This window comes from Streptomyces flavalbus (assembly GCF_042674625.1).
GTDB lineage: Bacteria > Actinomycetota > Actinomycetes > Streptomycetales > Streptomycetaceae > Streptomyces > Streptomyces flavalbus.
In genome coordinates this window covers 4540737-4563546 of record NZ_JBHTEB010000001.1, presented here as the reverse complement: position 1 = coordinate 4563546, position 22810 = coordinate 4540737, and the positions used below count along the sequence as shown (strand labels likewise).

Here is a 22810-nt window from a genome sequence, read left to right as displayed (position 1 = left end):
CCAGGCTAACCCCCCGTCGCCCCGGCGGTCGTGCCTAACGGTCGTTGTGCAGCGTGAGGTTGAGCTTGGCCCAGTCCTTGCCGCTGTTCTCCGTGCTGTCCAGCGCGATCTCGCTGAGCACGGAGACCTGCCCCGCGGGGACGTAGCGTTCGATGTGGCGCTCGGCGTCGAGGTCGTTGTTGGTGACGTTCGTGCCCTCGTAGAGCCGCAGCGTCACGTAGATCATGACGCCGCCGTTGCTGTCCGTCACGGCGGAGACGTGCTTCTCCAGCCGGATCTCGCCCCCGCAGGTGGTCTGCCACCACAGCGACGGCGACCTGACCTCGTTCACCCACCCCTCCGAGGCGACGTTCCCCGAGCAGTAGGTGCCGGGCGAGAAGATGCCCTCGTCGTCGCGGATCGTGAAGGTCCCGGTCAACGCGATGTTCCGCCACACGGATGCGGTGGCGACGGCCCCCGCCCCCGCCGGAGCCGCGGTGGCCACGGGCGCCCCCAGCACCCCCACCCCGACCACAGCAGCGACCAACGCCCCGACGCTTCTCCCTCGCAGGCCCATTTTTCTTTCTCCCTCGTTGTGGTCTCGAATTCCCGAAGACAAAGGGTGCTTCGGCCGCGCGGGAGATCCCATCCCAGAAAGGTGGGGGGGCAGGGGGCGCCACCCCGCGCGAGGGACGTGACGGTGCGGTCAGCCGCCGGTGCGTCCGCCGACCAGGTCTGCCCCCGGGCCTCGGTCAGACCCGAAGCCCGACCTCCGCCCACACGGTCTTGCAGGGCACCGGCCCCACCCGCACACCCCAGCGGTCGGCCAGTTCCTCGACCATCGCCAGCCCGTACCCGCCCTCAGCGAGCCCACCACCGGACGCCGCCGCTGGCAGCCGATCCCCACGGGGATCGGTGACCTCGACCCGAAGAACATCAGGCTGGGTGACGGAAAGCGTGAGCCGAAAGCCCCGCCCCGGCACCCGCCCATGCAGCACGGCGTTCGCCGCGAGCTCGGCCACCACCACCCGCGCCGGGTCCAGCGGCACCCCCCACTCACTCAGTTGCTGGACAGCGAGCAGCCGGGCGAGCCGGGCACCCCGGCGGGTGGCGGAGAGCGGCACCGTGAAGTGGTGCAGCGGGGGCGCGGTGAGCGGGAGGGAAGTTCGCTGATTCACATCACCCAGCGTGTTCACTTGTGCGTAGCCTGTGAAGTCGAGCAGCCCGTGCGGCCGTTGGACGTCCGCCTGGCGTCCGGTCCCGTCCGGGCGGTACGGGGCGACCGAGGGAGAGGTGACGAACGTGAACGAGTGGAACGCGGGACCGGACGACGAGGAGGCCGGGGGCGTGATGCGCACGGTCATCCGGCAACTGAAGCTGTGGCGGGAGTCGGCGGGCCTCACCCAGGCGGAGTTCGGCGCGGCGATCGGGTACACGGAGGAGTCGGTCTCGTCCGTGGAACGGGGACGACGGATTCCCCGCCCGGAGTACCTGGAGGCGGCGGACAAGGCGTTGGAGGCGGGCGGCAAGATCGCGGCGTTCAAGAAGGACGTGGCGGAGATCCGGTACCCGAAGAAGGTACGGGACCTGAAGAACCTGGAGGCGGAGGCGGTTGAGTTGTGCGCCTACAACAACTCCGTCATCCATGGGCTGTTGCAGACGGAGGAGTACGCGCGGGCGGTACTCGGCGCACGCCGCCCGCCCTTCTCCGCCGACCAGTTGGAACAGCAGGTGTCGGCCCGCATGGCGCGGCAGGAGATCGTCGGCGACACAACAGCCCGCGCCCTCTTCAATTTCGTCCAGTGTGAGTCGACGCTCCTCCGGCCCATCGGAGGCAAGATGGTGATGCGCGCGCAACTCGAACGGCTGTTGGAGGTTGGCGCCTTCCGCAACGTCGACCTTCAGGTACTGCCTCTGAACCGCGAGGAGAACTCAGGACTCGACGGCTCGTTCAGGTTGGTCAGGCTCGGGGACGGCACCACGGTCGGTCATGTCGAGGTGGCGCACATCAGCCGCGTGATCACGGAGCCGAAAGAGGTGCAGCTCCTGGACATCCAGTATGGAATCATCCGGGCACAGGCTCTCAGCCCACGGGAGTCGATGGCCCTCATCGAGAAAGTGCTTGGAGAAACATGAAGCTGGAGTGGATAAAAAGCAGTTACAGCACGTCCAGCGGCCCCGACTGCGTCGAGGTGGCCACACCGGACGAGAATCACGTCCTCGTCCGCGACTCCAAGAACCCGACCGGCCCCCGCCTCACCCTCGCCCCCACCACCTGGGCGACCTTCCTGCCCTACGCCTCGGCCTCCGCACGCTGAGACGAAGACGCGGGGCGCCTGTCACAGGCGCCCCGCGTCACCTCACGTCGTCGACCGGCGTCGTCTGGCGCCCGGCCGCCGTTCGCTCGGCCGCGTCACCGGGTCCCCGGCCTCCACCGCCGCGGCCCGCCGACGGGCACCGAACTCGGCGAGGGCCTCCGCCAGCTTCAGGACGGACGGCTCGGGGGCCATCACGTCCACCCGCAGCCCGTGCTCCTCGGCCGTCTTGGCCGTCGCCGGACCGATGCAGGCGATCACCGTCACGTTGTGCGGCTTCCCGGCGATGCCCACCAGGTTCCGTACCGTGGACGACGAGGTGAAGAGGACCGCGTCGAAGCCGCCGCCCTTGATCGCCTCCCGGGTCTCCGCGGGCGGCGGCGACGCGCGGACCGTCCGGTAGGCGGTGACGTCGTCGACCTCCCAGCCCAGCTCGATCAGCCCGGCGACCAGCGTCTCGGTCGCGATGTCGGCACGCGGCAGGAAGACCCTGTCGATCGGGTCGAAGACCGGGTCGTACGGGGGCCAGTCCTCCAGCAGGCCCGCCGCCGACTGCTCGCCGCTCGGGACGAGGTCCGGCTTCACGCCGAAGGCGACCAGTGCCTTCGCCGTCTGCTCGCCCACCGCCGCGACCTTGATCCCCGCGAAGGCGCGCGCGTCGAGCCCGTACTCCTCGAACTTCTCCCGCACCGCCTTCACCGCGTTGACGGACGTGAAGGCGATCCACTCGTAGCGGCCCGTCACCAGGCCCTTCACCGCCCGCTCCATCTGCTGCGGCGTGCGCGGCGGCTCGACGGCGATCGTCGGGACCTCGTGCGGTACGGCGCCGTAGGAGCGCAGTTGGTCGGAGAGGGACGCCGCCTGCTCCTTGGTCCGCGGTACGAGGACCTTCCAGCCGAACAGCGGCTTGGACTCGAACCAGGAGAGCTGGTCGCGCTGGGCGGCGGCGGACCGCTCACCGACCACGGCTATCACGGGCCGCCCACCGTCCGGCGACGGCAGCACCTTGGCCTGCTTCAGCGTCTGCGCGATCGTGCCGAGGGTGGCGCTCCAGGTGCGCTGCCGGGTCGTCGTACCGGCGACGGTGACGCTCAGCGGGGTGTCGGGCTTACGTCCGGCGGACACCAGTTCGCCAGCGGCGGCGGCCACGGAGTCCAGCGTGGTCGAGACGACCACGGTCCCGTCGGACGCCCCGACCTCGGTCCAGCACCGGTCGGACGCGGTACGGGCGTCCACGAAGCGGACGTCCGCGCCCTGGGCGTCCCGCAGCGGGACACCGGCGTACGCGGGCACGCCGACCGCCGCCGCGATGCCGGGGACGACCTCGAAGGGCACCCCGGCGGCGGCGCAGGCGAGCATCTCCTCCGCGGCGCACGTGTCGAGCCCGGGGTCACCGGACACCGCACGCACGACCCGCCTGCCGCCCCGCGCGGCCTCCATGACAAGATGTGCGGCATCCCGTTCCGCGGGGGCACCAACGGTTGTTGACGTGCCGTCAACGACCGTGAGCTGAGGCGTGCCCGTGCCCGGCACCGGGTCCGAAGAGGAACCCGGGTCGGTGTTCACGACGGCGACGCCCGCCCTGGCGTGGGCGCGGACGACGTCGAGCACCTCGTGCCCGGCGACGAGGACATCCGCGTTCGCCAGCGCCTCCACGGCGCGCAGAGTCAGTAGTCCCGGATCTCCGGGTCCGGCACCGAGGAAGGTGACGTGCCCGTGTTCCGGACCGGCGGGAAGGGTGGTGGGGCTCAATGTGCTCGCTCCCCCATCAGACCGGCCGCGCCCAGGGCGAGCATCTCGGTGGCGAGTTCACGACCGAGCGCCACGGCGCCCTCGTGCGTCTCGGGCACGGGACCGGTGGTGGACAACTGCACCAGCGTCTGGCCGTCGGTCGTGCCGACGACGCCGCGCAGGCGCATTTCCTTGACAGTCTGCCCGTCGGCCAGGAGGTCGGCCAAGGCACCCACGGGGGCGCTGCAACCGGCCTCCAGGGCGGCGAGCAGTGAGCGCTCGGCCGTCACGGCGGCCCGCGTGAACGGGTCGTCGAGTTCGGCGAGCGCGGCGACGAGGTCCGCGTTGTCCGCGGTGCACTCGATCGCCAGGGCCCCCTGGCCGGGGGCGGGCAGAACCGTGTCGACCGACAGGAAGTCGGTCACCTCGTCGCTGCGGCCGATCCGGTTCAGACCGGCGGCGGCCAGGACGACGGCGTCCAGCTCCCCGGAGCGGACGTATCCGATCCGGGTGTCGACGTTGCCCCGGATCGGGACCGTCTCGATGTCCAGCCCGTGCGTCCGGGCGTACCCGTTGAGCTGCGCCATCCGGCGCGGCGAACCGGTGCCGACGCGCGCGCCGCGCGGCAGGTCGGTGAACTTCAGCGCGTCCCGGGCGACGATCACGTCGCGCGGGTCCTCCCGCTCCGGGACCGCGGCCAGCACCAGCTCGTCGGGCTGGGTGGTCGGCAGGTCCTTCAGCGAGTGCACCGCGAAGTCGACCTCGCCCCGCAGCAGCGCGTCGCGCAGCGCGGTCACGAAGACGCCGGTGCCGCCGATCTGGGCGAGCGCCTCGCGGGAGACGTCGCCGTACGTCGTGATCTCCACGAGTTCCACGGACCGGCCGGTCACCTGGCTCACGGCGTCCGCCACCTGCCCGGACTGGGCCATGGCGAGCTTGCTCCGCCTGGTCCCGAGCCGTAGTGCCTTGTCACTCATGCTGGCCCTCGGTTCTTGACGTTCTGGTGTTGCACGTCTTGCTGGTTCTGCTGGTCGCGGTGCTCGGCGCGCGACACGGCCGCCACCGCCTCCTGGTCGAGGTCGAACAGCGTGCGCAACGCGTCCGCGTACCCCGCGCCGCCCGGTTCGGCGGCGAGCTGTTTGACCCGGACGGTCGGCGCGTGCAGCAGCTTGTCGACCACGCGGTGCACGGCCTGCCGGATCTCCCCGCGCTGCTTGTCGTCCAGACCGGGCAGCCGCCCGTGCAGCCGCGCCAGCTCACTGGCGACGACGTCCGCGGCCATCGTCCGCAGCGCCACCACGGTCGGCGTGATGTGCGCCGCCCGCTGCGCCGCGCCGAACGCCGCGACCTCGTCCGAAACGATACGGCGGACCTGGTCCACGTCGGCCGCCATCGGCGCGTCCGCGGACGCCTCCGCCAGCGACTCGATGTCCACCAGGCGCACCCCGGCCAGCCGGTGCGCGGCGGCGTCGATGTCGCGCGGCATCGCCAGGTCCAGCAGGAACAGCACCGGCTCGGGGCGCGGCAGCTCGACGACCGGCTCGGGCCGCCGCCGCTCGGGAATCCGGCCGACGGCCGCCGCGGTCGCGGCGAGCGCGCCGATCAGCTCGGCGTCGGCCTCGGGGCCACGGCGCTCGGCCTCCCGGCGCTCCACCGCGCCGCCCGCCGCCCACGCGGCGTGCTGCTCCAGCGTCGCCGCGTCCATCCCGGCGACGGCGGCCTCGCCCAGCACGGAGAACCCGGGCGCGGTCAGCCCCGGCGCGGACACGTCCAGCGGGCAGCCGTCCTCGGTGCCCACGCTCGTCGGCGGCAGCGGGGTTCGCGCCTCGGCCGCCTTCTCCGTACGACGCCCAGGGGCGACGTCGGCGGCGGGCTCCCCGGCGCGGCCCTCGAACGCGGCGGCGACCGCCTCCGCGGTGAGGACGAGACCCGTCGCTCCGGTGCAGGACACGGCGATGTCGGCACGTGTCAGTTCATCGGCGACGGCGTCCATCGGCACCGCGCGGGCCCGTACGGCGTGGTCGTCGGCCTCGGTGAGGATCTGCGCGAGCCGCTCGGCCCGCTCCTCGGTGCGGTTGGCGACCACGACCTCGGCGACCCCGGCCCGCGCGAGCGTGGCGGCGGCCAGCGAGGACATCGAGCCCGCGCCGATCACCAGCGCCCGCTTGCCCCGCGCCCAGTCCTCGACCGGGGTGTCCAGGGCGAGCTGCTCCAGGCCGAAGGTGACCAGGGACTGCCCGGCGCGGTCGATGCCGGTCTCGGAGTGGGCGCGCTTGCCGACCCGCAGCGCCTGCTGGAACAGGTCGTTCAGCAGCCGTCCGGCGGTGTGCCGCTCCTGCGCCCGGGCCAGCGAGTCCTTTATCTGGCCGAGGATCTGCCCCTCGCCGACGACCATCGAGTCCAGGCCGCAGGCCACCGAGAACAGGTGGTGGACGGCGCGGTCCTCGTAGTGGACGTACAGGTAGGGCGTCAGCTCCTCCAGGCCCACCCCGCTGTGCTGGGCGAGCAGCGTGGACAGCTCGGCGACCCCGGCGTGGAACTTGTCCACGTCGGCGTACAGCTCGATGCGGTTGCAGGTGGCCAGCAGCGCGGCCTCGGTGGCCGGTTCGGCGGCGACCGTGTCCTGCGCCAGCTTGGCCTGGGCGTCCGCGTTCAGCGCCGCCCGCTCCAGCACGCTGACCGGGGCGCTGCGGTGGCTCAGGCCGACGACGAGGAGACTCATGCTGGCATCACGGCGGGTACGTCCCCGTCGGGTCCCTGGTCGGCGGCGGCCTCGGTGCCGGACGCGGTGACCGCGGCGGCGGCGGCCGTCGCGGCGCTCTCCTCACCGGCCTTGCGCTGCTCGTGGAAGGCGAGGATCTGCAGTTCGATGGAGAGGTCGACCTTGCGCACGTCGACGCCGTCCGGGACGGTCAGCACGGTCGGCGCGAAGTTCAGGATGGACGTCACCCCGGCCGCCACGAGCCGGTCGCAGACCTGCTGCGCGGCACCGGCGGGGGTGGCGATGACGCCGATCGACACGCCGTTGTCCTGGATGATCCGCTCCAGGTCGTCGGTGTGCTGCACCGGGATACCGGCGACGGGCTTGCCCGCGAGCTGCGGGTCGGCGTCGATGAGGGCCGCGACCCGGAAGCCACGGGAGGCGAACCCGCCGTAGTTGGCGAGCGCGGCGCCGAGGTTACCGATACCGACGATCACGACCGGCCAGTCCTGGGTGAGCCCCAGTTCCCGCGAGATCTGGTAGACGAGATACTCGACGTCGTAGCCGACGCCCCGCGTGCCGTACGAACCGAGGTACGAGAAGTCCTTGCGCAGCTTCGCGGAGTTGACGCCCGCCGCCGCGGCCAGCTCCTCGGAGGAGACCGTGGGCACCGAACGCTCGGAGAGCGCCGTGAGGGCTCGGAGGTACAGCGGAAGCCTGGCGACGGTGGCCTCGGGAATCCCTCGGCTGCGGGTCGCCGGTCGGTGAGTTCGGCCAGTTGCCACGGTGCTCCTGCGGGTAGAGCGGGGCTGTGGGCGGTCATACGTCCCCGGACCGCCCCGTCGGATGCAGGCTATGTCTTTGTGAACGCGTGCACAAAGATGGTGTCCGATTTGCCCGCCCAACGTGACACGGGTCACGACCGAACACACACTCCACTCTCCCTGGTCGGCTAGGGGTCTTCCGGCCCCCGCGAGGGCCTACTGGACCAGCGCCCGACGGAGGCGTTCCGCGTCCACGCGCCAGAAGGTGTGCTGCTCCCCGTCGACGAGGACGACGGGGATCTGCTCCCAGTACGCGTCGTGGAGCGCCTGGTCCTGGGTGATGTCCTTCTCCTCCCACGGCACGCCGAGATCGCCGCAGACCTTCTCGACCACGGCCTGGGCGTCGTCGCAGAGGTGGCAGCCGGGCTTGCGGACGAGGGTGACGAGACGTTCCCGCGGGACACGGGGGACAGCAGCCGCCGTACGGCGGAAGATGGGACTCATACGAGCCATTCTCGCGCCGCGCGGCCCAATGGTTAACCCGTCGGCCCCAACGGGCGGGTCTTTGGCGGGCGGGTCTTGACCGGCTGGGTCTTTAACGGGTGGGTCTTTAACGGGTGGGTCGCGGAGAGTTCACACCCTCCAAACCTCTCGACTCCGGAACCACCGAACAGACTGGCTATGCTCACGGGCATGGCCGCTCTCGGATGGCTCACTCCCCGTAGGCGCTCCGCCACGGCGCGGAGCGTGTTGGCAGGCGAGGCCTCGGCGGAGGCCGCGCGCAAGTCGGTCCCCGAGGAGGAACCGGAGTTCCCGGTCCTCGGCGACGACAGGGCAGCCGCGTTCTTCGACCTCGACAACACCGTGATGCAGGGTGCCGCGCTGTTCCACTTCGGCCGCGGCCTGTACAAGCGGAAGTTCTTCGAGACCCGCGACCTGGCGAGGTTCGCCTGGCAGCAGGCGTGGTTCCGGCTGGCGGGCGTCGAGGACCCCGAGCACATGCAGGAGGCCCGCGACTCGGCCCTGTCCATCGTGCAGGGCCACCGGGTCTCCGAGCTGATGTCGATCGGCGAGGAGATCTACGACGAGTACATGGCCGAGCGCATCTGGCCCGGGACACGGGCGCTGGCGCAGGCCCACCTGGACGCGGGGCAGAAGGTGTGGCTGGTCACGGCGGCGCCGGTGGAGATCGCGCGCGTGATCGCCCGCCGCCTGGGCCTGACCGGCGCGCTGGGCACGGTCGCGGAGTCGGTGGACGGCGTCTACACCGGCAAGCTGGTCGGTGAGCCGCTGCACGGCCCGGCGAAGGCGGAGGCGGTGCGCGCGCTGGCCGTCGCGGAGGGCCTGGACCTCTCCCGCTGCGCGGCCTACAGCGACTCGCACAACGACATCCCGATGCTCTCCCTCGTCGGGCACCCGTACGCCATCAACCCCGACAGCAAGCTGCGCCGCCACGCCCGTGACATGGACTGGCGCCTGCGCGACTACCGCACCGGCCGCAAGGCCGCCAAGGTCGGCATCCCCGCCGCCGCGGGCGTCGGCGCGGTAGCGGGCGGCACGGCGGCCGCCATCGCCCTCCACCGCCGCCGCCGCTAGGGCCTGGGTGGGCCCAGTCGCCCCCACCGAACAAACACGCCCAATCCGCATTCCGTACCCACCCAACCCCCCGACCAGTCCCGTTGGCTGGACACGGCCACAACACGCCCCGTACCGACCCGGAATCCGAACTCAACCGATCAACAATCGGTCACTCCTCGCAAGTTGATAGACCGTCAATCGGTTACAGAAGCGACGTAATCGATGATTTGAGCAACCGGGTGTAGCAGCGCCTGTACGAAGCGTTATTCTCCTCAGACGCAAACCGGTACCCCTCCGTCGCTACGACGGGTGAACGGTCCCGCACTGCACGTGATGGAAGCTCTGCCTCTGGGAGTCCCGTGTACCCACACGTCGGGGTTGACGCCTCGGGCCTGGCTACGCTGCGCGCAACGGTCCTGGACCTGTTGCGCGGCTTCGTCCCCACCGCGTACGCCGTCCCCGCCTTCGCCACCGCCGCACCGCTCGGCCCGTGCTACGCACTGGCCGACGGCAGCGCCGCGGTCGGCGGCAGACGAGGCCGCTCGTCGGGGTCGTCGGCGGCCACCGCCCGCCGACCGGCCGCCGACAGCGACAGCGCCCGGATGATGGACCTGGTGGAGCGCGCCCAGGCGGGCGAGGCCGAGGCGTTCGGCCGTCTGTACGACCAGTACAGCGACACCGTCTACCGCTACATCTACTACCGCGTCGGCGGCAAGGCCACCGCCGAGGACCTCACCAGCGAGACCTTTCTGCGCGCGCTCAGAAGGATCGGCACCTTCACCTGGCAGGGCCGCGACTTCGGCGCCTGGCTGGTCACCATCGCCCGCAACCTCGTCGCCGACCACTTCAAGTCCAGCCGCTTCCGCCTGGAGGTCACCACCGGCGAGATGCTCGACGCCAACGAGGTCGAGCGCTCCCCGGAGGACTCCGTCCTGGAGTCCCTCTCCAACGCCGCCCTCCTCGACGCCGTACGCCGTCTCAACCCCCAGCAACAGGAATGCGTCACGCTCCGCTTCCTCCAGGGCCTCTCCGTCGCCGAGACGGCCCGCGTGATGGGCAAGAACGAGGGCGCCATCAAGACCCTCCAGTACCGCGCCGTCCGCACCCTCGCCCGGCTCCTCCCGGACGACGCGCGCTGAGACCCGTACGCTCCGCAGTCCTCAACTCGCCCTCAGTGAGCATCCGTTGGCTTCGCGGTCCGATCATCCGCCGTCCGTAACCCAAGTGCCGCGCCGCTCGTTGTGCGGGATGCAGGCTCCCTGTGGTCACTCCCTGACCGACTCCGATCGCTCGATCGTGTGGTCCGGCGCGGGGCGTGCAACCCTCAGGACCCCCTGGGGAGTCGACCGTCATGACGAGAGGAGGTGCCGCCAGTGATCGCGCACGTATCGGCGCACCGGCGGGCGAACGCCTTCGCCGCGGCCCTGGAGGAGCAGTCCGAGCCGGGCACGGCGGCCGAGCAGTCCGAGGGTTCGGCTCCGGCTGCCGCGGAACGGACTGAGCAGGGCCGTCTGCTGGCCCTCGCCACGGGCCTCGGCGAGCTGCCCAAGCCGCAGCTTGACCCCGAGGTCAAGGTCGTCCAGCGGGCCCAACTGGTGGCCGCGATGGAGGCCATGCTCCGCGAGGGCACCGCGAGCGGCGGGGCGACGGACCCAGCGGTGCCGGAGCAGCGCGCCCCCCGGGGCCGCGGCGCGCACCGCGCGTCCCCGCTGGGCAGGCTGCGACCGCGCACCCGGCTCGCCAAGGGCCTCACGGCGGGCGGGCTCAGCGTCAGCGTCGCCGCGGGCGCCTTCGGCGGGGTGGCCGCCGCCAGCTCCGACGCCCTCCCCGGCGACTCCCTCTACGGCCTCAAGCGCGGCATAGAGGATTTCAAGCTGGGACTGGCGGACGGCGACCGCGAGCGCGGACAGGCCTACCTCGACCTGGCCTCCACCCGGCTCAACGAGGCCCGCCGACTGATGGAGCGCGGCCGGGGCGGCCACCTCGACCACGAGTCCGTCGGCGAGATCCGCCGCGCCCTGTCCGGCATGGGCCACGACGCCTCCGAGGGCCACCGCCTCCTCACCTCGGCGTACCAGCGCGACCCGGACTCCATCGGCCCCATGCAGGCCCTCTCGGCCTTCTCCCGCTCCCACCGCGACACCTGGGGCGACCTCCGCGAGCGACTGCCCGCCCAACTGGGGGACGTGAGTGAGCAGGTGTCGTCGGTCTTCGACGCCATAGACCAGGACGTCGCCCCGCTCAAGGACCTGCTCCCCGAGCCCCCCGCCCAGGGCGGCGGCGGCAGCGGTGAGCGCGGCGAGCGCACCGGCCCCGGCCCGGCCGCCCCCGGCCGTCCCGACGCCGACCGCTCCCCCGCCCCCGGCACGGGCACCGACACCGGCGGCGACACCTCCGACGGCAGCCGACCCGGCGGCGGCGCCCCGAGCGGCAGCGCCAGCTCCGGCACCGAGGGCGACGGCCTGCTCGGCGGCGGCACCGGCGGCCTGCTGGAACCCCCGCAGGACAGCACCGGCAGCGCCTCCCCGTCCCAGAGCGGCAAGACCCCGACCAGCGAACCCGACGTCACCCTCCCGCCCCTCCTCCCCGGCCTGCTGCCCGGCCTGGGCATCGAGGCGGAGGACGCGGGCTGACCCGGGGCTACGGCGGTGGGGTGCCCTTCCCGCAGAAGGGCACCCCACCGCCGTACGACCGTTCACCCGGTCAGAAGAACACCGACCGGCGCTGCACCAGCAGCTTGTACAGCGTGTGCTGGATCTGCTCGCGCACCTGGTCGGTCAGGTTGAACATCAGCATCGGGTCCTCGGCCGCCTCCGGCGGATAGCCGTCCGTCGCGATCGGCTCACCGAACTGGATCGTCCACTTCGTCGGCAACGGCACCGCCCCGAGCGGCCCCAGCCACGGGAACGTCGGCGTCAGCGGGAAGTACGGGAAGCCCAGCAGCCGCGCCAGCGTCTTGGCGTTGCCGATCATCGGGTAGATCTCCTCCGCCCCGACGATCGAGCACGGGATGATCGGCGCCCCCTGCCGCAGCGCCGTCGAGACGAACCCGCCCCGCCCGAACCGCTGGAGCTTGTACCGCTCGCTGAACGGCTTCCCGATGCCCTTGAACCCCTCCGGCATCACCCCGACCAGCTCCCCCTGCCCGAGCAGCCGCTCCGCGTCCTCCGCGCAGGCGAGGGTGTGGCCCAGCTTGCGGGCGAGTTCGTTGACGACCGGCAGGACGAAGACCAGGTCCGCCGCGAGCAGCCGCAGATGGCGGCCGTCGGGATGGTGGTCGTGCACGGCGACCTGCATCATCAGGCCGTCCAGCGGCAGCGTCCCGGAGTGGTTGGCGACGATCAGCGCCCCGCCGTCGGACGGGATGTTCTCGACGCCCTTCACCTCGACCCGGAAGTACTTCTCGTACACCGGCCGCAGCAGCGACATCAGCACCTGGTCGGTCAGCTCGGCGTCGTAGCCGAAGTCGTCGACCTCGTAGTCACCGGTGATACGGCGGCGCAGGAAGGACAGGCCGCTCGCGATGCGCCGCTCAAGACCGCCGCCGTGCGCTCCGGCCCCGTGCGCTCCGGCTCCGTGCGCTCCGGCTCCGTCCGGGGGCGCCGCCTCGTGGTCGCCGTCCCGCTGCGGGGGCTGGGCTTCCTCACCGGTGGTCACCTGGACATCATCCTGCGCGGCGGCCCCCGAGGGCAGGGGCGTGACCGGATGGACCGCCTCCGCGCCGCCCGGCGTGCCCTCCCGCACGTCCCGGACGGCCGCGGACGTCTTCTCGCCCCCCTTGCGTCGGCTCCCCGCCCCCCGGCGTCGCGGCGACCGCTGCGTGGCGCCCCCGCGGGAGCGGTCGTCGTCGAACGGAATGACCTTGGCGTCCGCCATCGTTGCTGCGCTCCTCAGTTGGCGCTCTGCGTCGGGTGACCGCCGCCCGCGAGGGGCAGCGCCGCGATCCGGTCGACGGCCTGGGCGAGGGCCTGCGGCGGCAGCAGCCCGGGGCCGTGGCCGCGCGCGAAGTCCGCGAACGTCTCCGCGGTCGTGTACTTCGGCTCGAAGCCCAGCGTCTCGCGCATCTGGGTCGTGTCCACCACCCGGCCGTGGGTGAGCAGCCGGATCTGCTCGGGTGAGAAGTCCGTCATCCCCAGCGTACGCACCAGCGAACCGGCCCAGGTCACGGCGGGCAGCAGCAACGGCACGGTGGGACGGCCGAGCCGCCGCGAGCACTGCGACAGCAGCAGCACCCCGTCCCCGGCGACGTTGAACGTGCCGCTGTTGAGGGTGCCGCGCTCCGGCTCGTGCGAGGCGATCCGCAGCACCTCGACGACGTCGTCCTCGTGCACGAACTGCAGCCGCGGGTCGTAGCCGAAGACGGTCGGCAGCACCGGCAGCGAGAAGTACGCGGCGAGCGGCGAATCGGCGCTCGGACCGAGGATGTTGGCGAACCGCAATACGCACACCGCCACGTCCGGCCGCCGCCGCGCGAAGCCGCGCACATAGCCCTCGACCTCGACGGTGTCCTTGGCGAAGCCGCCGCTCGGCAGCGACTTCGGCGGGGTGGTCTCGGTGAACACGGCCGGATCGCGGGGCGCGGACCCGTACACGTTCGTACTGGACTTCACCACCAGCCGCTTCACCGTGGGCGACTTCTGGCAGGCACCGAGCAGTTGCATGGTGCCGATGACGTTGGTCTCCTTCACCGTCGCCCGGCTGCCGCTGCCCGGGGCGGTGGCGGTGACGTCCATGTGGACGACCGTGTCCACGCCCGTCTCGGCCAGCACGCGCGCGATGGTCGGCTGCCGGATGTCGGCCTGGATGAAGTCCGCGCCGCCCAGGTGGTGCTCGGGCGGTACCGCGTCGACGGCGATGACCCGTTGCACCTGCGGATCGCGCTGGACGCGCCGCACGAAACGGCCTCCCAGCGGACGGGCCACTCCGGTCACCAGCACGACCTTGCCCAAGATCAGCGCCTTCCTTCCGCGTCCCTCTGCTGCCGGGTTCCCCGTTACCGGGCCAACTTAGCGGTTCGTCGTCGCGCTGTGATGACGCACGTGGCCCCCCACCGCATCCGGTGGGGGGCCACAGCGTCAGAGTCGCCTACTCGGCGTCGCCCCCTTCTGGTGACGACACCTGTGGTGACGACTACTTCTTGTTACGACGCTGAACGCGCGTGCGCTTGAGCAGCTTGCGGTGCTTCTTCTTGGCCATCCGCTTGCGCCGCTTCTTGATAACAGAGCCCACGACTACCCTCGCTCACTTCTCATCACTCGGTGTTTGGGCGCCATGGGCCCACACGACCTACGAGGGGCTAGCCTAACCCGCCCGAGCGCTGAGGTTGTAATCGAGGGCGCCGGAAGGTGCTGGAGGGGCGGCGAACTGCCCAGTAGCGCGCCCCTCCGGCCCTCACGGCCTCAGGCTGTTTCCACCCCCACGTAGCTGTCGCGGAGGTACTCGTGAACCGCATTCTCCGGGACGCGGAATGACCTCCCGACCCGGATCGCGGGCAGATGACCGCTGTGCACCAACCGGTACACGGTCATCTTCGACACTCGCATCACCGAGGCGACCTCCGCCACGGTAAGGAACTGGACCTCGCTCAGAGGCCTCTCGTCAGCAGCCATGACACACCTGAACCTTCCGCACTCGACGGCCACCGGCTTCCCCTTCCGGTGACTCTTCGTCGCTGCGTGCTCACTCCCCAGACTAGGGGCGGGTGATGCGAGTGGGGAAGAGGTGCACCCATCGGCGGCCTACTGTGACAGACACGCTCGATTGAGTACGTAGCGGGTAAGCGGCCGGTAGTAATCAGACCGCACAGCGTCATCAAGTGGAACGGCCACGGACACGGACCCCTCCGCCTCCCCCACGAAGAGCGCCGGGTCGTCGGTGTCGGCCAGACCCATCGCCGGAAACCCCAGCTGACCTGCCCCGCAGACCCAGCCGTGGTCGCCGACCACCAGCTCCGGGAGCGGACCGCCGCCGTCGGCGAGCGCGGCGAGCGCGAGTCGAACCGGGAGCGGCGAGTGGGTGTGCGCGCCGGTCTCACAACCGGAGCCGGGGACCCCGGCCCGCCGCACGAACGCGACTCCCCGTACGTAGTCAAGGTTGTGCGTACGTAGGCCGAACCGGGTCGTTATGTCGACACGGCGACCCTGCGCTGGGGTGAGGACAGCACATCCCGCCGCCGACATCGCGTCCGCGAGATCGGCGTAGAAGCCCAGGAGCCGATGTGGGTGCCCGGTACCGAACAGCACCGCCGCGCGCCTGCGGGCAGCCGCGCCCAACCGCTCCGCGAAGGCGTCCAGCGCGAGCAGCGTCCGTTCCGGGTCGATCACATCATGCCCTGAAGTGTGCCGAGGATCGGCCGAAACCCCACACTTGGCCGCCATCAATTCAATCAACTCCCGCTCGCTCCACTCCCCTTGTGGATCAATCCCGATCAACACCCGAGGATCCCGAGCGGCGAACAGCCGATAACTCCGCAGACTCTCCTCCCGCAGGGTCCCCACCACCCCCGCGAGCCCCACGTCCACCAGATAACCCCGCAACCCCATCCCCCGATGCTGACCCACACCCCGGGCCCCCACCCCCCGAACCGGGGAACACCGCACGGTCGGCGTAACGGCACGACGAGCGGACATGCGCTCTGACTCAGCTGGAAGCACCCTCACCACGCAGCCCCACCACCACTGCGGGCAGCCGTACCGCCGCCTTAGCTGCGGGCAGCCGATCCACCGTCGCCGTCTTGGCTGCAGGCAGTCGGACCGCTGGGGCAGAGCCCACCCGGCAGCGACCTGGCGGTGGGCTGCCGGGCGCCTTCGCTGCGGGCAGCCGCGCCGCTGTAGCTGCCGTAGCTGCGGGCAGTCGTGCCGCTGGGGCGGCACGGGTGGGCGCAGCGGCACCCCGTTAGCGCCGGGCCGCGCGACGCACCCCGCGGTACGGGCATCCGCGGCACCCCCACCAGCGCCGGGCCGCACACCCACCCCACGGCACCCACACCCCGGGCACCTCACCCGCACCGGCACCGGCACCGGCACCGGCACCGGCACCCAAACCCAGCCCCCCGCACCCCCCTACGCCAACAACCCCCGCAACGGAAACACCGCCCGCCGCGCCCCCACCACCGCCTGATCCAACCGATCCGCAGGGTCGTACCCCGCCTCCCACCCCACCCACTCCACAGGCCACCGCCCATCAGTCATCCGCCCCGGCCCCAACTCCCGAGTCCGCGCGAACACCTCCCGACGCCAGGACTCCGGAATCACCGCCCCCGGCTCCACCGCCCGCCCCGCCGCGATCCCCACCAGATGCGTCCACGACCGCGGCACCACATCCACCACGGCGTACCCCCCACCCCCCAGGGCCACCCACCGCCCCCCGGCGTACTCATGAGCCAGCTCATGACAGGCAACCTGCACGGCCCGCTGCGCATCCAACGACACCGCCAGATGCGCCAACGGATCCTCGAAATGCGTATCGGCCCCATGCTGAGTCACCAGCACCTCCGGCCGAAAATCCGCCACCAGCTCCGGCACCACCGCATGGAACGCCCGCAACCACCCCGCGTCCCCCGTCCCCGCGGGCAACGCGACGTTCACCGCCGACCCCTCCGCCCCCGCACCCCCGGTCTCCTCCGGCCACCCGGTCTGCGGGAACAACGTCCGAGGATGCTCGTGCAACGAGATCGTCAGCACGCGCGGATCCTCCCAGAACGCCGCCTGCACCCCGTCCCCGTGATGCACGTCGACATCCACGTACGCCACCCGCTCCGCACCCAGCTCCAACAACCGCGCGATCGCCAACGCCGCGTCGTTGTAGATGCAGAACCCCGCCGCACCCCCCGGCATCGCATGGTGCAGCCCACCCGCGAAGTTCACCGCGTGCAGCGCGTCCCCCCGCCACACGGCCTCCGCCGCCCCCACCGACTGCCCGGCGATCAACGCCGACACCTCGTGCATCCCGGCGAAGGCGGGATCGTCCAGCGTCCCCAGCCCGTACGACACGTCCGCCGCCCCCGGATTCACCGACGCCGCCTTCACCGCGTCGATGTAGTCCCCCCGGTGCACCAACCGCAGCGTCGACTCCCCGGCAGGCTTGGCGGCGACCACCTCCACCTCCCGGTCGAGCCCGAACGCCTCGACGAGTTTCCAGGTCAGCGCCAGCCGGACCGGGTCCATCGGGTGCTCAGGACCGAAGTCGTAGCCCGTTACTGCCTCATCCCACATCAACTGTGCGCGGCCGCTCATGCCCGCCACCGTATCGGTCCGCCCGACCCTCGAACGAGCGGGCGTACACCACGGTCACCAGCACCAACACCATCGGTACGAGCATCGCCCCCCGATAGCTCCAGGCGTCCCCCAACGCCCCCACCAACGGCGACCCCACCAGGAACCCCACGTAGTTGAAGACGTTCAGCCGGGCGATCGCCACATCCGAGGCCCCGGGAAACATCCGCCCCGCCGCCGCGAACGTCTGCGGCACGATCACACACAACCCCAGCCCCAGCAACGTGAACCCGAGCATCCCCACCCACGCCCCCGGCGCCCCCGCCACCACGGCGAACCCCACCGCCGCGACCACCGCCCCACCCCGTACGACGGCCACGGCCCCGAACCTCCGCACCCCGAGGTCCCCCACGGCCCGCCCCACGAGCGTGGTCACCATGTACACGTTGTACGGCACGGTGGCGAGCTGCTCACTGCTCCCCAACACGTCCTGCAAGTACTTGGCACTCCAGTTAGAGACTGTCGCGTCCCCGATATAGGCAAAGGTCATCACCAGACAGAGCGGCAACAACACCCGAAAGACAACGGCACCGTCACCCCCACCACTGCCGCCGCCCCCACCCTCACTCCCGCCAGCACCCCCATCGACGTACCACCGGCTCCCCACCAGCGCCAACGGCACCAGCACGACCACCACCGGCAGGTACGCCACGACCAACGCCAGATCCCAGTGCGCCCCCACCCAGGCCAGCGACGCCCCCACGATCCCGCCCAGGCTGTACGCCGCATGGAACCCGAGCATGATGCTGCGCCCGTACGCCCGCTGGAGGCTCACCCCGAGCATGTTCATCGAGGCGTCCAACGCCCCCACGGCCAACCCGAACGCGGCGAGCGCGACCCCCAGCTCGACCATCCGCTCCCCGGCCCCCACCCCGAGCAGCGCCACCAGCACCACCGGCTGGGACCACCGCAGCACCCGACTGGGCCGCACCCGCTTCACCAGCCACTCGGTCCCCACACTCCCCACCCCGGCCAGCACGGGCACGGCAGCCAGGAAGGCGGGCAGCAACGCGTCGGACACGCCGTACCGGTCCTGGATCGCCGGGATGCGCGTCACGAGCAGCGCGAACGCCACCCCCTGGGCGAAGAAGCCGAACGCCAACGAAGCCCTACCGCGCCGCAGCACATCAGTCATGGCGGCGAGCGTAGGCCCCCGGCCTACCGACCGGTATGCCAAAGCTGAATTTTCCTCAGCTTCACCTAGGCGGTCACCTCGACGGTCACCTCAGCGATCAGCTCAGCAGATCGAGCAGCTCCCCCATGTCCCCGAACAACCCGTTGGCCCCCGCCAGCTTCTCCGCCGCCGTCATCGCCGTGAACCCGAAGACGTCCATCCCGGCCGCCACAGCGGCCCGCACCCCCAGCGGACTGTCCTCCACGACCACACACCGCTCCGGGGCAACCCCCATCCGTTCCGCCGCGTAGAGGAACAGATCAGGCGCGGGCTTCCCCCGCCCCACGTCCTGCGAGCTGAAGATCCGCCCCTCGTCGAACCACCGGTCCAGCCCGGTCGTCCGGTGCCCCACCCGAATCCGCTCATGACTCCCCGACGAGGCCACGCAGTACGGCACCCCGTCCGCCACCAGCTTCTCCAAGACCTCCCCCACCCCGGCAACGGGCTTCAACTCCCGCTCGAACGCGGCGAAGACCCGCCCGTGGAAGACATCGTCGAAGTCCTCAGGCAACCGCCGCCCGGTCCGCTCCTCGACCAGATCATGGACGCGGTGCATGGCGGCCCCCATGTAGTCACGCAGGGAGTCCTCGTACGAGGTCGGATGCCCCAGCTCGGTCAGGTACCCGGCCAGCAGCCGGTTGGAGATGGGCTCGCTGTCCACCAGGACGCCGTCGTTGTCAAAGATGACCAGGTCATAACGCATACCGTCGAGCCTAAATGACCCGAAACGCAGAAAGCCCCGCATCCGAAGATGCGGGGCTTTCCCTGAATAATTGTTCGGCGGCGTCCTACTCTCCCACAGGGTCCCCCCTGCAGTACCATCGGCGCTGTAAGGCTTAGCTTCCGGGTTCGGAATGTAACCGGGCGTTTCCCTCACGCTATAACCACCGAAACACTATGAAACTGTCAGCCACACCACGCCTGCAATAACGTGGGGCTGTTCGTGGTTTCAGAACCAACACAGTGGACGCGAGCAACTGAGGACAAGCCCTCGGCCTATTAGTACCGGTCACCTCCACACGTTACCGTGCTTCCAGATCCGGCCTATCAACCCAGTCGTCTACTGGGAGCCTTACCCCATCAAGTGGGTGGGAGTCCTCATCTCGAAGCAGGCTTCCCGCTTAGATGCTTTCAGCGGTTATCCCTCCCGAACGTAGCCAACCAGCCATGCCCTTGGCAGAACAACTGGCACACCAGAGGTTCGTCCGTCCCGGTCCTCTCGTACTAGGGACAGCCCTTCTCAAGACTCCTACGCGCACAGCGGATAGGGACCGAACTGTCTCACGACGTTCTAAACCCAGCTCGCGTACCGCTTTAATGGGCGAACAGCCCAACCCTTGGGACCGACTCCAGCCCCAGGATGCGACGAGCCGACATCGAGGTGCCAAACCATCCCGTCGATATGGACTCTTGGGGAAGATCAGCCTGTTATCCCCGGGGTACCTTTTATCCGTTGAGCGACGGCGCTTCCACAAGCCACCGCCGGATCACTAGTCCCGACTTTCGTCCCTGCTCGACCCGTCGGTCTCACAGTCAAGCTCCCTTGTGCACTTACACTCAACACCTGATTACCAACCAGGCTGAGGGAACCTTTGGGCGCCTCCGTTACCCTTTAGGAGGCAACCGCCCCAGTTAAACTACCCATCAGACACTGTCCCTGATCCGGATCACGGACCCAGGTTAGACATCCAGCACGACCAGACTGGTATTTCAACGACGACTCCACAACCACTGGCGTGGCTGCTTCAAAGTCTCCCAGCTATCCTACACAAGCCGAACCGAACACCAATATCAAACTGTAGTAAAGGTCCCGGGGTCTTTCCGTCCTGCTGCGCGAAACGAGCATCTTTACTCGTAGTGCAATTTCACCGGGCCTATGGTTGAGACAGTCGAGAAGTCGTTACGCCATTCGTGCAGGTCGGAACTTACCCGACAAGGAATTTCGCTACCTTAGGATGGTTATAGTTACCACCGCCGTTTACTGGCGCTTAAGTTCTCAGCTTCGCCTGGACGAATCCAAGCTAACCGGTCCCCTTAACGTTCCAGCACCGGGCAGGCGTCAGTCCGTATACATCGCCTTACGGCTTCGCACGGACCTGTGTTTTTAGTAAACAGTCGCTTCTCGCTGGTCTCTGCGGCCACCCCCAGCTCAGGAAGCAAGTTCCCTCACCAGAAATGGCCCCCCTTCTCCCGAAGTTACGGGGGCATTTTGCCGAGTTCCTTAACCATAGTTCACCCGAACGCCTCGGTATTCTCTACCTGACCACCTGAGTCGGTTTAGGGTACGGGCCGCCATGAAACTCGCTAGAGGCTTTTCTCGACAGCATAGGATCATCCACTTCGCCACAATCGGCTCGGCATCAGGTCTCAGACACGTGGTGTGCGGATTTACCTACACACCGTCCTACACCCTTACCCCGGGACAACCACCGCCCGGGATGGACTACCTTCCTGCGTCACCCCATCACTCACCTACTAACCGCTTGGTTCAGCGGCTCCACCACTCCGTGCTTGTCCGAAGACGCACACGACGGCTTCACGGCCTTAGCATCACGATGCTCGATGTTTGACGCTTCACAGCGGGTACCGGAATATCAACCGGTTATCCATCGACTACGCCTGTCGGCCTCGCCTTAGGTCCCGACTTACCCTGGGCAGATCAGCTTGACCCAGGAACCCTTAGTCAATCGGCGCACACGTTTCTCACGTGTGAATCGCTACTCATGCCTGCATTCTCACTCGTCAACCGTCCACAACTCGCTTCCACGGCTGCTTCACCCGGCAGACGACGCTCCCCTACCCATCACAGCGGGCGTTAGCCCTCATGCTGCAATGACACGACTTCGGCGGTACGCTTGAGCCCCGCTACATTGTCGGCGCGGAATCACTAGACCAGTGAGCTATTACGCACTCTTTCAAGGGTGGCTGCTTCTAAGCCAACCTCCTGGTTGTCTCTGCGACTCCACATCCTTTCCCACTTAGCGTACGCTTAGGGGCCTTAGTCGATGCTCTGGGCTGTTTCCCTCTCGACCATGGAGCTTATCCCCCACAGTCTCACTGCCGCGCTCTCACTTACCGGCATTCGGAGTTTGGCTAAGGTCAGTAACCCGGTAGGGCCCATCGCCTATCCAGTGCTCTACCTCCGGCAAGAAACACACGACGCTGCACCTAAATGCATTTCGGGGAGAACCAGCTATCACGGAGTTTGATTGGCCTTTCACCCCTAACCACAGGTCATCCCCCAGGTTTTCAACCCTGGTGGGTTCGGTCCTCCACGAAGTCTTACCTCCGCTTCAACCTGCCCATGGCTAGATCACTCCGCTTCGGGTCTTGAGCGCGCTACTAAACCGCCCTATTCGGACTCGCTTTCGCTACGGCTTCCCCACACGGGTTAACCTCGCAACACACCGCAAACTCGCAGGCTCATTCTTCAAAAGGCACGCAGTCACGAGAGTGAAGCAAGCTCCACTCCGACGCTCCCACGGCTTGTAGGCACACGGTTTCAGGTACTATTTCACTCCCCTCCCGGGGTACTTTTCACCATTCCCTCACGGTACTATCCGCTATCGGTCACCAGGGAATATTTAGGCTTAGCGGGTGGTCCCGCCAGATTCACACGGGATTTCTCGGGCCCCGTGCTACTTGGGTGTCGCACAAGCAAGCCGCTAATGTTTCGACTACGGGGGTCTTACCCTCTACGCCGGACCTTTCGCATGTCCTTCGCCTACATCAACGGTTTCTGACTCACCTCACGACCGGCAGATCATGAAAGTGCGATCCCACAACCCCGTATGCGCAACCCCTGCCGGGTCTCACACACATACGGTTTAGCCTCATCCAGTTTCGCTCGCCACTACTCCCGGAATCACGGTTGTTTTCTCTTCCTGCGGGTACTGAGATGTTTCACTTCCCCGCGTTCCCTCCACACTGCCTATGTGTTCAGCAGCGGGTGACAGCCCATGACGACTGCCGGGTTTCCCCATTCGGAAACCCCCGGATCAAAGCCTGGTTGACGACTCCCCGGGGACTATCGCGGCCTCCCACGTCCTTCATCGGTTCCTGGTGCCAAGGCATCCACCGTGCGCCCTTAAAAACTTGGCCACAGATGCTCGCGTCCACTGTGCAGTTCTCAAACAACGACCAGCCACCCACCACCCCGCCACTCAGGCGAGTTCACTGGGACCGGCACTGAAGGAAAGTTCATTCCCTCAGACACCCAACAGCGTGCCCGACACAGTCAGCCCATGACCTTCACGTTCCACGCCGAAGCAGTACTAGCGAAACCCATCAGAGCC

Annotated in this window: 20 protein-coding genes and 2 rRNA genes; 5 read left to right on the top strand and 17 right to left on the bottom strand. The window is 69.1% G+C overall.

Annotated features, from left to right (window positions below):
- Positions 1 to 34: 34 nt before the first annotated feature.
- Together ACFQZ6_RS20575 and ACFQZ6_RS20570 are read right to left on the bottom strand one after the other, a co-directional pair.
- Complete coding sequence (locus tag ACFQZ6_RS20575; RefSeq protein WP_381611250.1) at positions 35 to 526, bottom strand: hypothetical protein; 492 nt, start codon at positions 524 to 526, stop codon at positions 35 to 37.
- A gap of 205 nt (positions 527 to 731) precedes the next feature.
- Positions 732 to 1166: an ATP-binding protein gene (locus ACFQZ6_RS20570; RefSeq protein WP_381618491.1), complete on the bottom strand. Its 435-nt coding sequence runs from the start codon at positions 1164 to 1166 to the stop codon at positions 732 to 734.
- Positions 1167 to 1281: 115 nt separating this feature from the next.
- Here ACFQZ6_RS20570 and ACFQZ6_RS20565 point away from each other — a divergent pair, with 115 nt between their 5' ends.
- Together ACFQZ6_RS20565 and ACFQZ6_RS20560 are read left to right on the top strand one after the other, a co-directional pair.
- Positions 1282 to 2115 carry a helix-turn-helix domain-containing protein gene (locus ACFQZ6_RS20565; RefSeq protein ID WP_381618488.1) on the top strand — a complete coding sequence of 278 codons (834 nt, stop codon included), beginning with the start codon at positions 1282 to 1284 and terminating at the stop codon, positions 2113 to 2115.
- Positions 2112 to 2297, top strand: a complete 186-nt coding sequence (locus ACFQZ6_RS20560; protein ID WP_381611248.1) for a DUF397 domain-containing protein — start codon at positions 2112 to 2114, stop codon at positions 2295 to 2297. Before ACFQZ6_RS20565 ends, ACFQZ6_RS20560 begins: the two co-directional genes overlap by 4 nt.
- Before the next feature lie 42 nt (positions 2298 to 2339).
- Here ACFQZ6_RS20560 and ACFQZ6_RS20555 read toward each other — a convergent pair whose 3' ends face one another.
- The 5 genes from ACFQZ6_RS20555 to ACFQZ6_RS20535 all read right to left on the bottom strand — a co-directional run bounded on the left by ACFQZ6_RS20555 (position 2340) and on the right by ACFQZ6_RS20535 (position 8003).
- Positions 2340 to 4046: a bifunctional uroporphyrinogen-III C-methyltransferase/uroporphyrinogen-III synthase gene (locus ACFQZ6_RS20555; RefSeq protein WP_381611246.1), complete on the bottom strand. Its 1707-nt coding sequence runs from the start codon at positions 4044 to 4046 to the stop codon at positions 2340 to 2342.
- The gene (gene hemC, locus ACFQZ6_RS20550) at positions 4043 to 5002 is read right to left on the bottom strand and encodes a hydroxymethylbilane synthase (protein WP_381611244.1); all 960 of its coding nucleotides are present in this window, start codon (positions 5000 to 5002) and stop codon (positions 4043 to 4045) included. The genes ACFQZ6_RS20555 and hemC overlap by 4 nt, the downstream gene beginning before the upstream one ends.
- Positions 4999 to 6747, bottom strand: a complete 1749-nt coding sequence (locus ACFQZ6_RS20545; protein WP_381611242.1) for a glutamyl-tRNA reductase — start codon at positions 6745 to 6747, stop codon at positions 4999 to 5001. Before ACFQZ6_RS20545 ends, hemC begins: the two co-directional genes overlap by 4 nt.
- Positions 6744 to 7511 (bottom strand): redox-sensing transcriptional repressor Rex, encoded by a 768-nt coding sequence (locus ACFQZ6_RS20540; protein ID WP_381611240.1) that lies wholly within the window; start codon positions 7509 to 7511, stop codon positions 6744 to 6746. The genes ACFQZ6_RS20545 and ACFQZ6_RS20540 overlap by 4 nt, the downstream gene beginning before the upstream one ends.
- A 195-nt stretch (positions 7512 to 7706) precedes the next feature.
- Positions 7707 to 8003, bottom strand: a complete 297-nt coding sequence (locus ACFQZ6_RS20535) for a glutaredoxin family protein (protein WP_381611239.1) — start codon at positions 8001 to 8003, stop codon at positions 7707 to 7709.
- 180 nt (positions 8004 to 8183) lie between these two features.
- Here ACFQZ6_RS20535 and ACFQZ6_RS20530 point away from each other — a divergent pair, with 180 nt between their 5' ends.
- From ACFQZ6_RS20530 to ACFQZ6_RS20520, 3 genes are all read left to right on the top strand, one after another.
- Positions 8184 to 9086, top strand: a complete 903-nt coding sequence (locus ACFQZ6_RS20530) for an HAD family hydrolase (RefSeq protein WP_381611237.1) — start codon at positions 8184 to 8186, stop codon at positions 9084 to 9086.
- Positions 9087 to 9427: 341 nt separating this feature from the next.
- Complete coding sequence (locus tag ACFQZ6_RS20525; RefSeq protein WP_381611236.1) at positions 9428 to 10207, top strand: ECF subfamily RNA polymerase sigma factor, BldN family; 780 nt, start codon at positions 9428 to 9430, stop codon at positions 10205 to 10207.
- Between the two features lie 234 nt (positions 10208 to 10441).
- Positions 10442 to 11701, top strand: a complete 1260-nt coding sequence (locus ACFQZ6_RS20520) for a DUF5667 domain-containing protein (RefSeq protein WP_381611234.1) — start codon at positions 10442 to 10444, stop codon at positions 11699 to 11701.
- Between the two features lie 70 nt (positions 11702 to 11771).
- Here ACFQZ6_RS20520 and ACFQZ6_RS20515 read toward each other — a convergent pair whose 3' ends face one another.
- The 10 genes from ACFQZ6_RS20515 to ACFQZ6_RS20470 form a co-directional block, all read right to left on the bottom strand.
- Positions 11772 to 12944, bottom strand: a complete 1173-nt coding sequence (locus tag ACFQZ6_RS20515) for a lysophospholipid acyltransferase family protein (protein ID WP_381611232.1) — start codon at positions 12942 to 12944, stop codon at positions 11772 to 11774.
- A 14-nt stretch (positions 12945 to 12958) separates the two neighbouring features.
- Complete coding sequence (locus ACFQZ6_RS20510; protein WP_381611230.1) at positions 12959 to 14017, bottom strand: NAD-dependent epimerase/dehydratase family protein; 1059 nt, start codon at positions 14015 to 14017, stop codon at positions 12959 to 12961.
- A gap of 181 nt (positions 14018 to 14198) precedes the next feature.
- Positions 14199 to 14297, bottom strand: a complete 99-nt coding sequence (locus ACFQZ6_RS20505) for a 30S ribosomal protein bS22 (RefSeq protein WP_003948845.1) — start codon at positions 14295 to 14297, stop codon at positions 14199 to 14201.
- Between the two features lie 170 nt (positions 14298 to 14467).
- Positions 14468 to 14677, bottom strand: a complete 210-nt coding sequence (locus ACFQZ6_RS20500) for a helix-turn-helix domain-containing protein (RefSeq protein ID WP_360222741.1) — start codon at positions 14675 to 14677, stop codon at positions 14468 to 14470.
- A gap of 129 nt (positions 14678 to 14806) precedes the next feature.
- Complete coding sequence (locus ACFQZ6_RS20495) at positions 14807 to 15610, bottom strand: phosphatase (protein WP_381611228.1); 804 nt, start codon at positions 15608 to 15610, stop codon at positions 14807 to 14809.
- Between the two features lie 519 nt (positions 15611 to 16129).
- Positions 16130 to 17302: an acetoin utilization protein AcuC gene (locus tag ACFQZ6_RS20490; RefSeq protein WP_381611226.1), complete on the bottom strand. Its 1173-nt coding sequence runs from the start codon at positions 17300 to 17302 to the stop codon at positions 16130 to 16132.
- Positions 17271 to 18476 carry an MFS transporter gene (locus ACFQZ6_RS20485; protein WP_381611224.1) on the bottom strand — a complete coding sequence of 402 codons (1206 nt, stop codon included), beginning with the start codon at positions 18474 to 18476 and terminating at the stop codon, positions 17271 to 17273. Before ACFQZ6_RS20485 ends, ACFQZ6_RS20490 begins: the two co-directional genes overlap by 32 nt.
- A 97-nt stretch (positions 18477 to 18573) precedes the next feature.
- A complete protein-coding gene (locus tag ACFQZ6_RS20480; RefSeq protein WP_381611222.1) occupies positions 18574 to 19218 on the bottom strand; it encodes an HAD family hydrolase in 645 nt (214 codons plus the stop codon).
- A gap of 72 nt (positions 19219 to 19290) precedes the next feature.
- A 5S ribosomal RNA gene (rrf, locus tag ACFQZ6_RS20475) occupies positions 19291 to 19407 on the bottom strand.
- Positions 19408 to 19494: 87 nt separating this feature from the next.
- Positions 19495 to 22616, bottom strand: a 23S ribosomal RNA gene (locus ACFQZ6_RS20470).
- Between the last annotated feature and the right edge of the window lie 194 nt (positions 22617 to 22810).

Excerpts from the sequence above, each read along its gene's own strand:
- ACFQZ6_RS20495 (WP_381611228.1), bottom strand. The coding sequence starts at position 15,610 with ATGGGGTTGCGGGGTTATCTGGTGGACGTGGGGCTCGCGGGGGTGGTG.
- ACFQZ6_RS20530 (WP_381611237.1), top strand. The coding sequence starts at position 8,184 with ATGGCCGCTCTCGGATGGCTCACTCCCCGTAGGCGCTCCGCCACGGCG.
- ACFQZ6_RS20480 (WP_381611222.1), bottom strand. The coding sequence starts at position 19,218 with ATGCGTTATGACCTGGTCATCTTTGACAACGACGGCGTCCTGGTGGAC.
- ACFQZ6_RS20500 (WP_360222741.1), bottom strand. The coding sequence starts at position 14,677 with ATGGCTGCTGACGAGAGGCCTCTGAGCGAGGTCCAGTTCCTTACCGTG.
- ACFQZ6_RS20545 (WP_381611242.1), bottom strand. The coding sequence starts at position 6,747 with ATGAGTCTCCTCGTCGTCGGCCTGAGCCACCGCAGCGCCCCGGTCAGC.
- hemC (WP_381611244.1), bottom strand. The coding sequence starts at position 5,002 with ATGAGTGACAAGGCACTACGGCTCGGGACCAGGCGGAGCAAGCTCGCC.
- ACFQZ6_RS20485 (WP_381611224.1), bottom strand. The coding sequence starts at position 18,476 with ATGACTGATGTGCTGCGGCGCGGTAGGGCTTCGTTGGCGTTCGGCTTC.
- ACFQZ6_RS20560 (WP_381611248.1), top strand. The coding sequence starts at position 2,112 with ATGAAGCTGGAGTGGATAAAAAGCAGTTACAGCACGTCCAGCGGCCCC.
- ACFQZ6_RS20515 (WP_381611232.1), bottom strand. The coding sequence starts at position 12,944 with ATGGCGGACGCCAAGGTCATTCCGTTCGACGACGACCGCTCCCGCGGG.
- ACFQZ6_RS20490 (WP_381611226.1), bottom strand. The coding sequence starts at position 17,302 with ATGAGCGGCCGCGCACAGTTGATGTGGGATGAGGCAGTAACGGGCTAC.
- ACFQZ6_RS20535 (WP_381611239.1), bottom strand. The coding sequence starts at position 8,003 with ATGGCTCGTATGAGTCCCATCTTCCGCCGTACGGCGGCTGCTGTCCCC.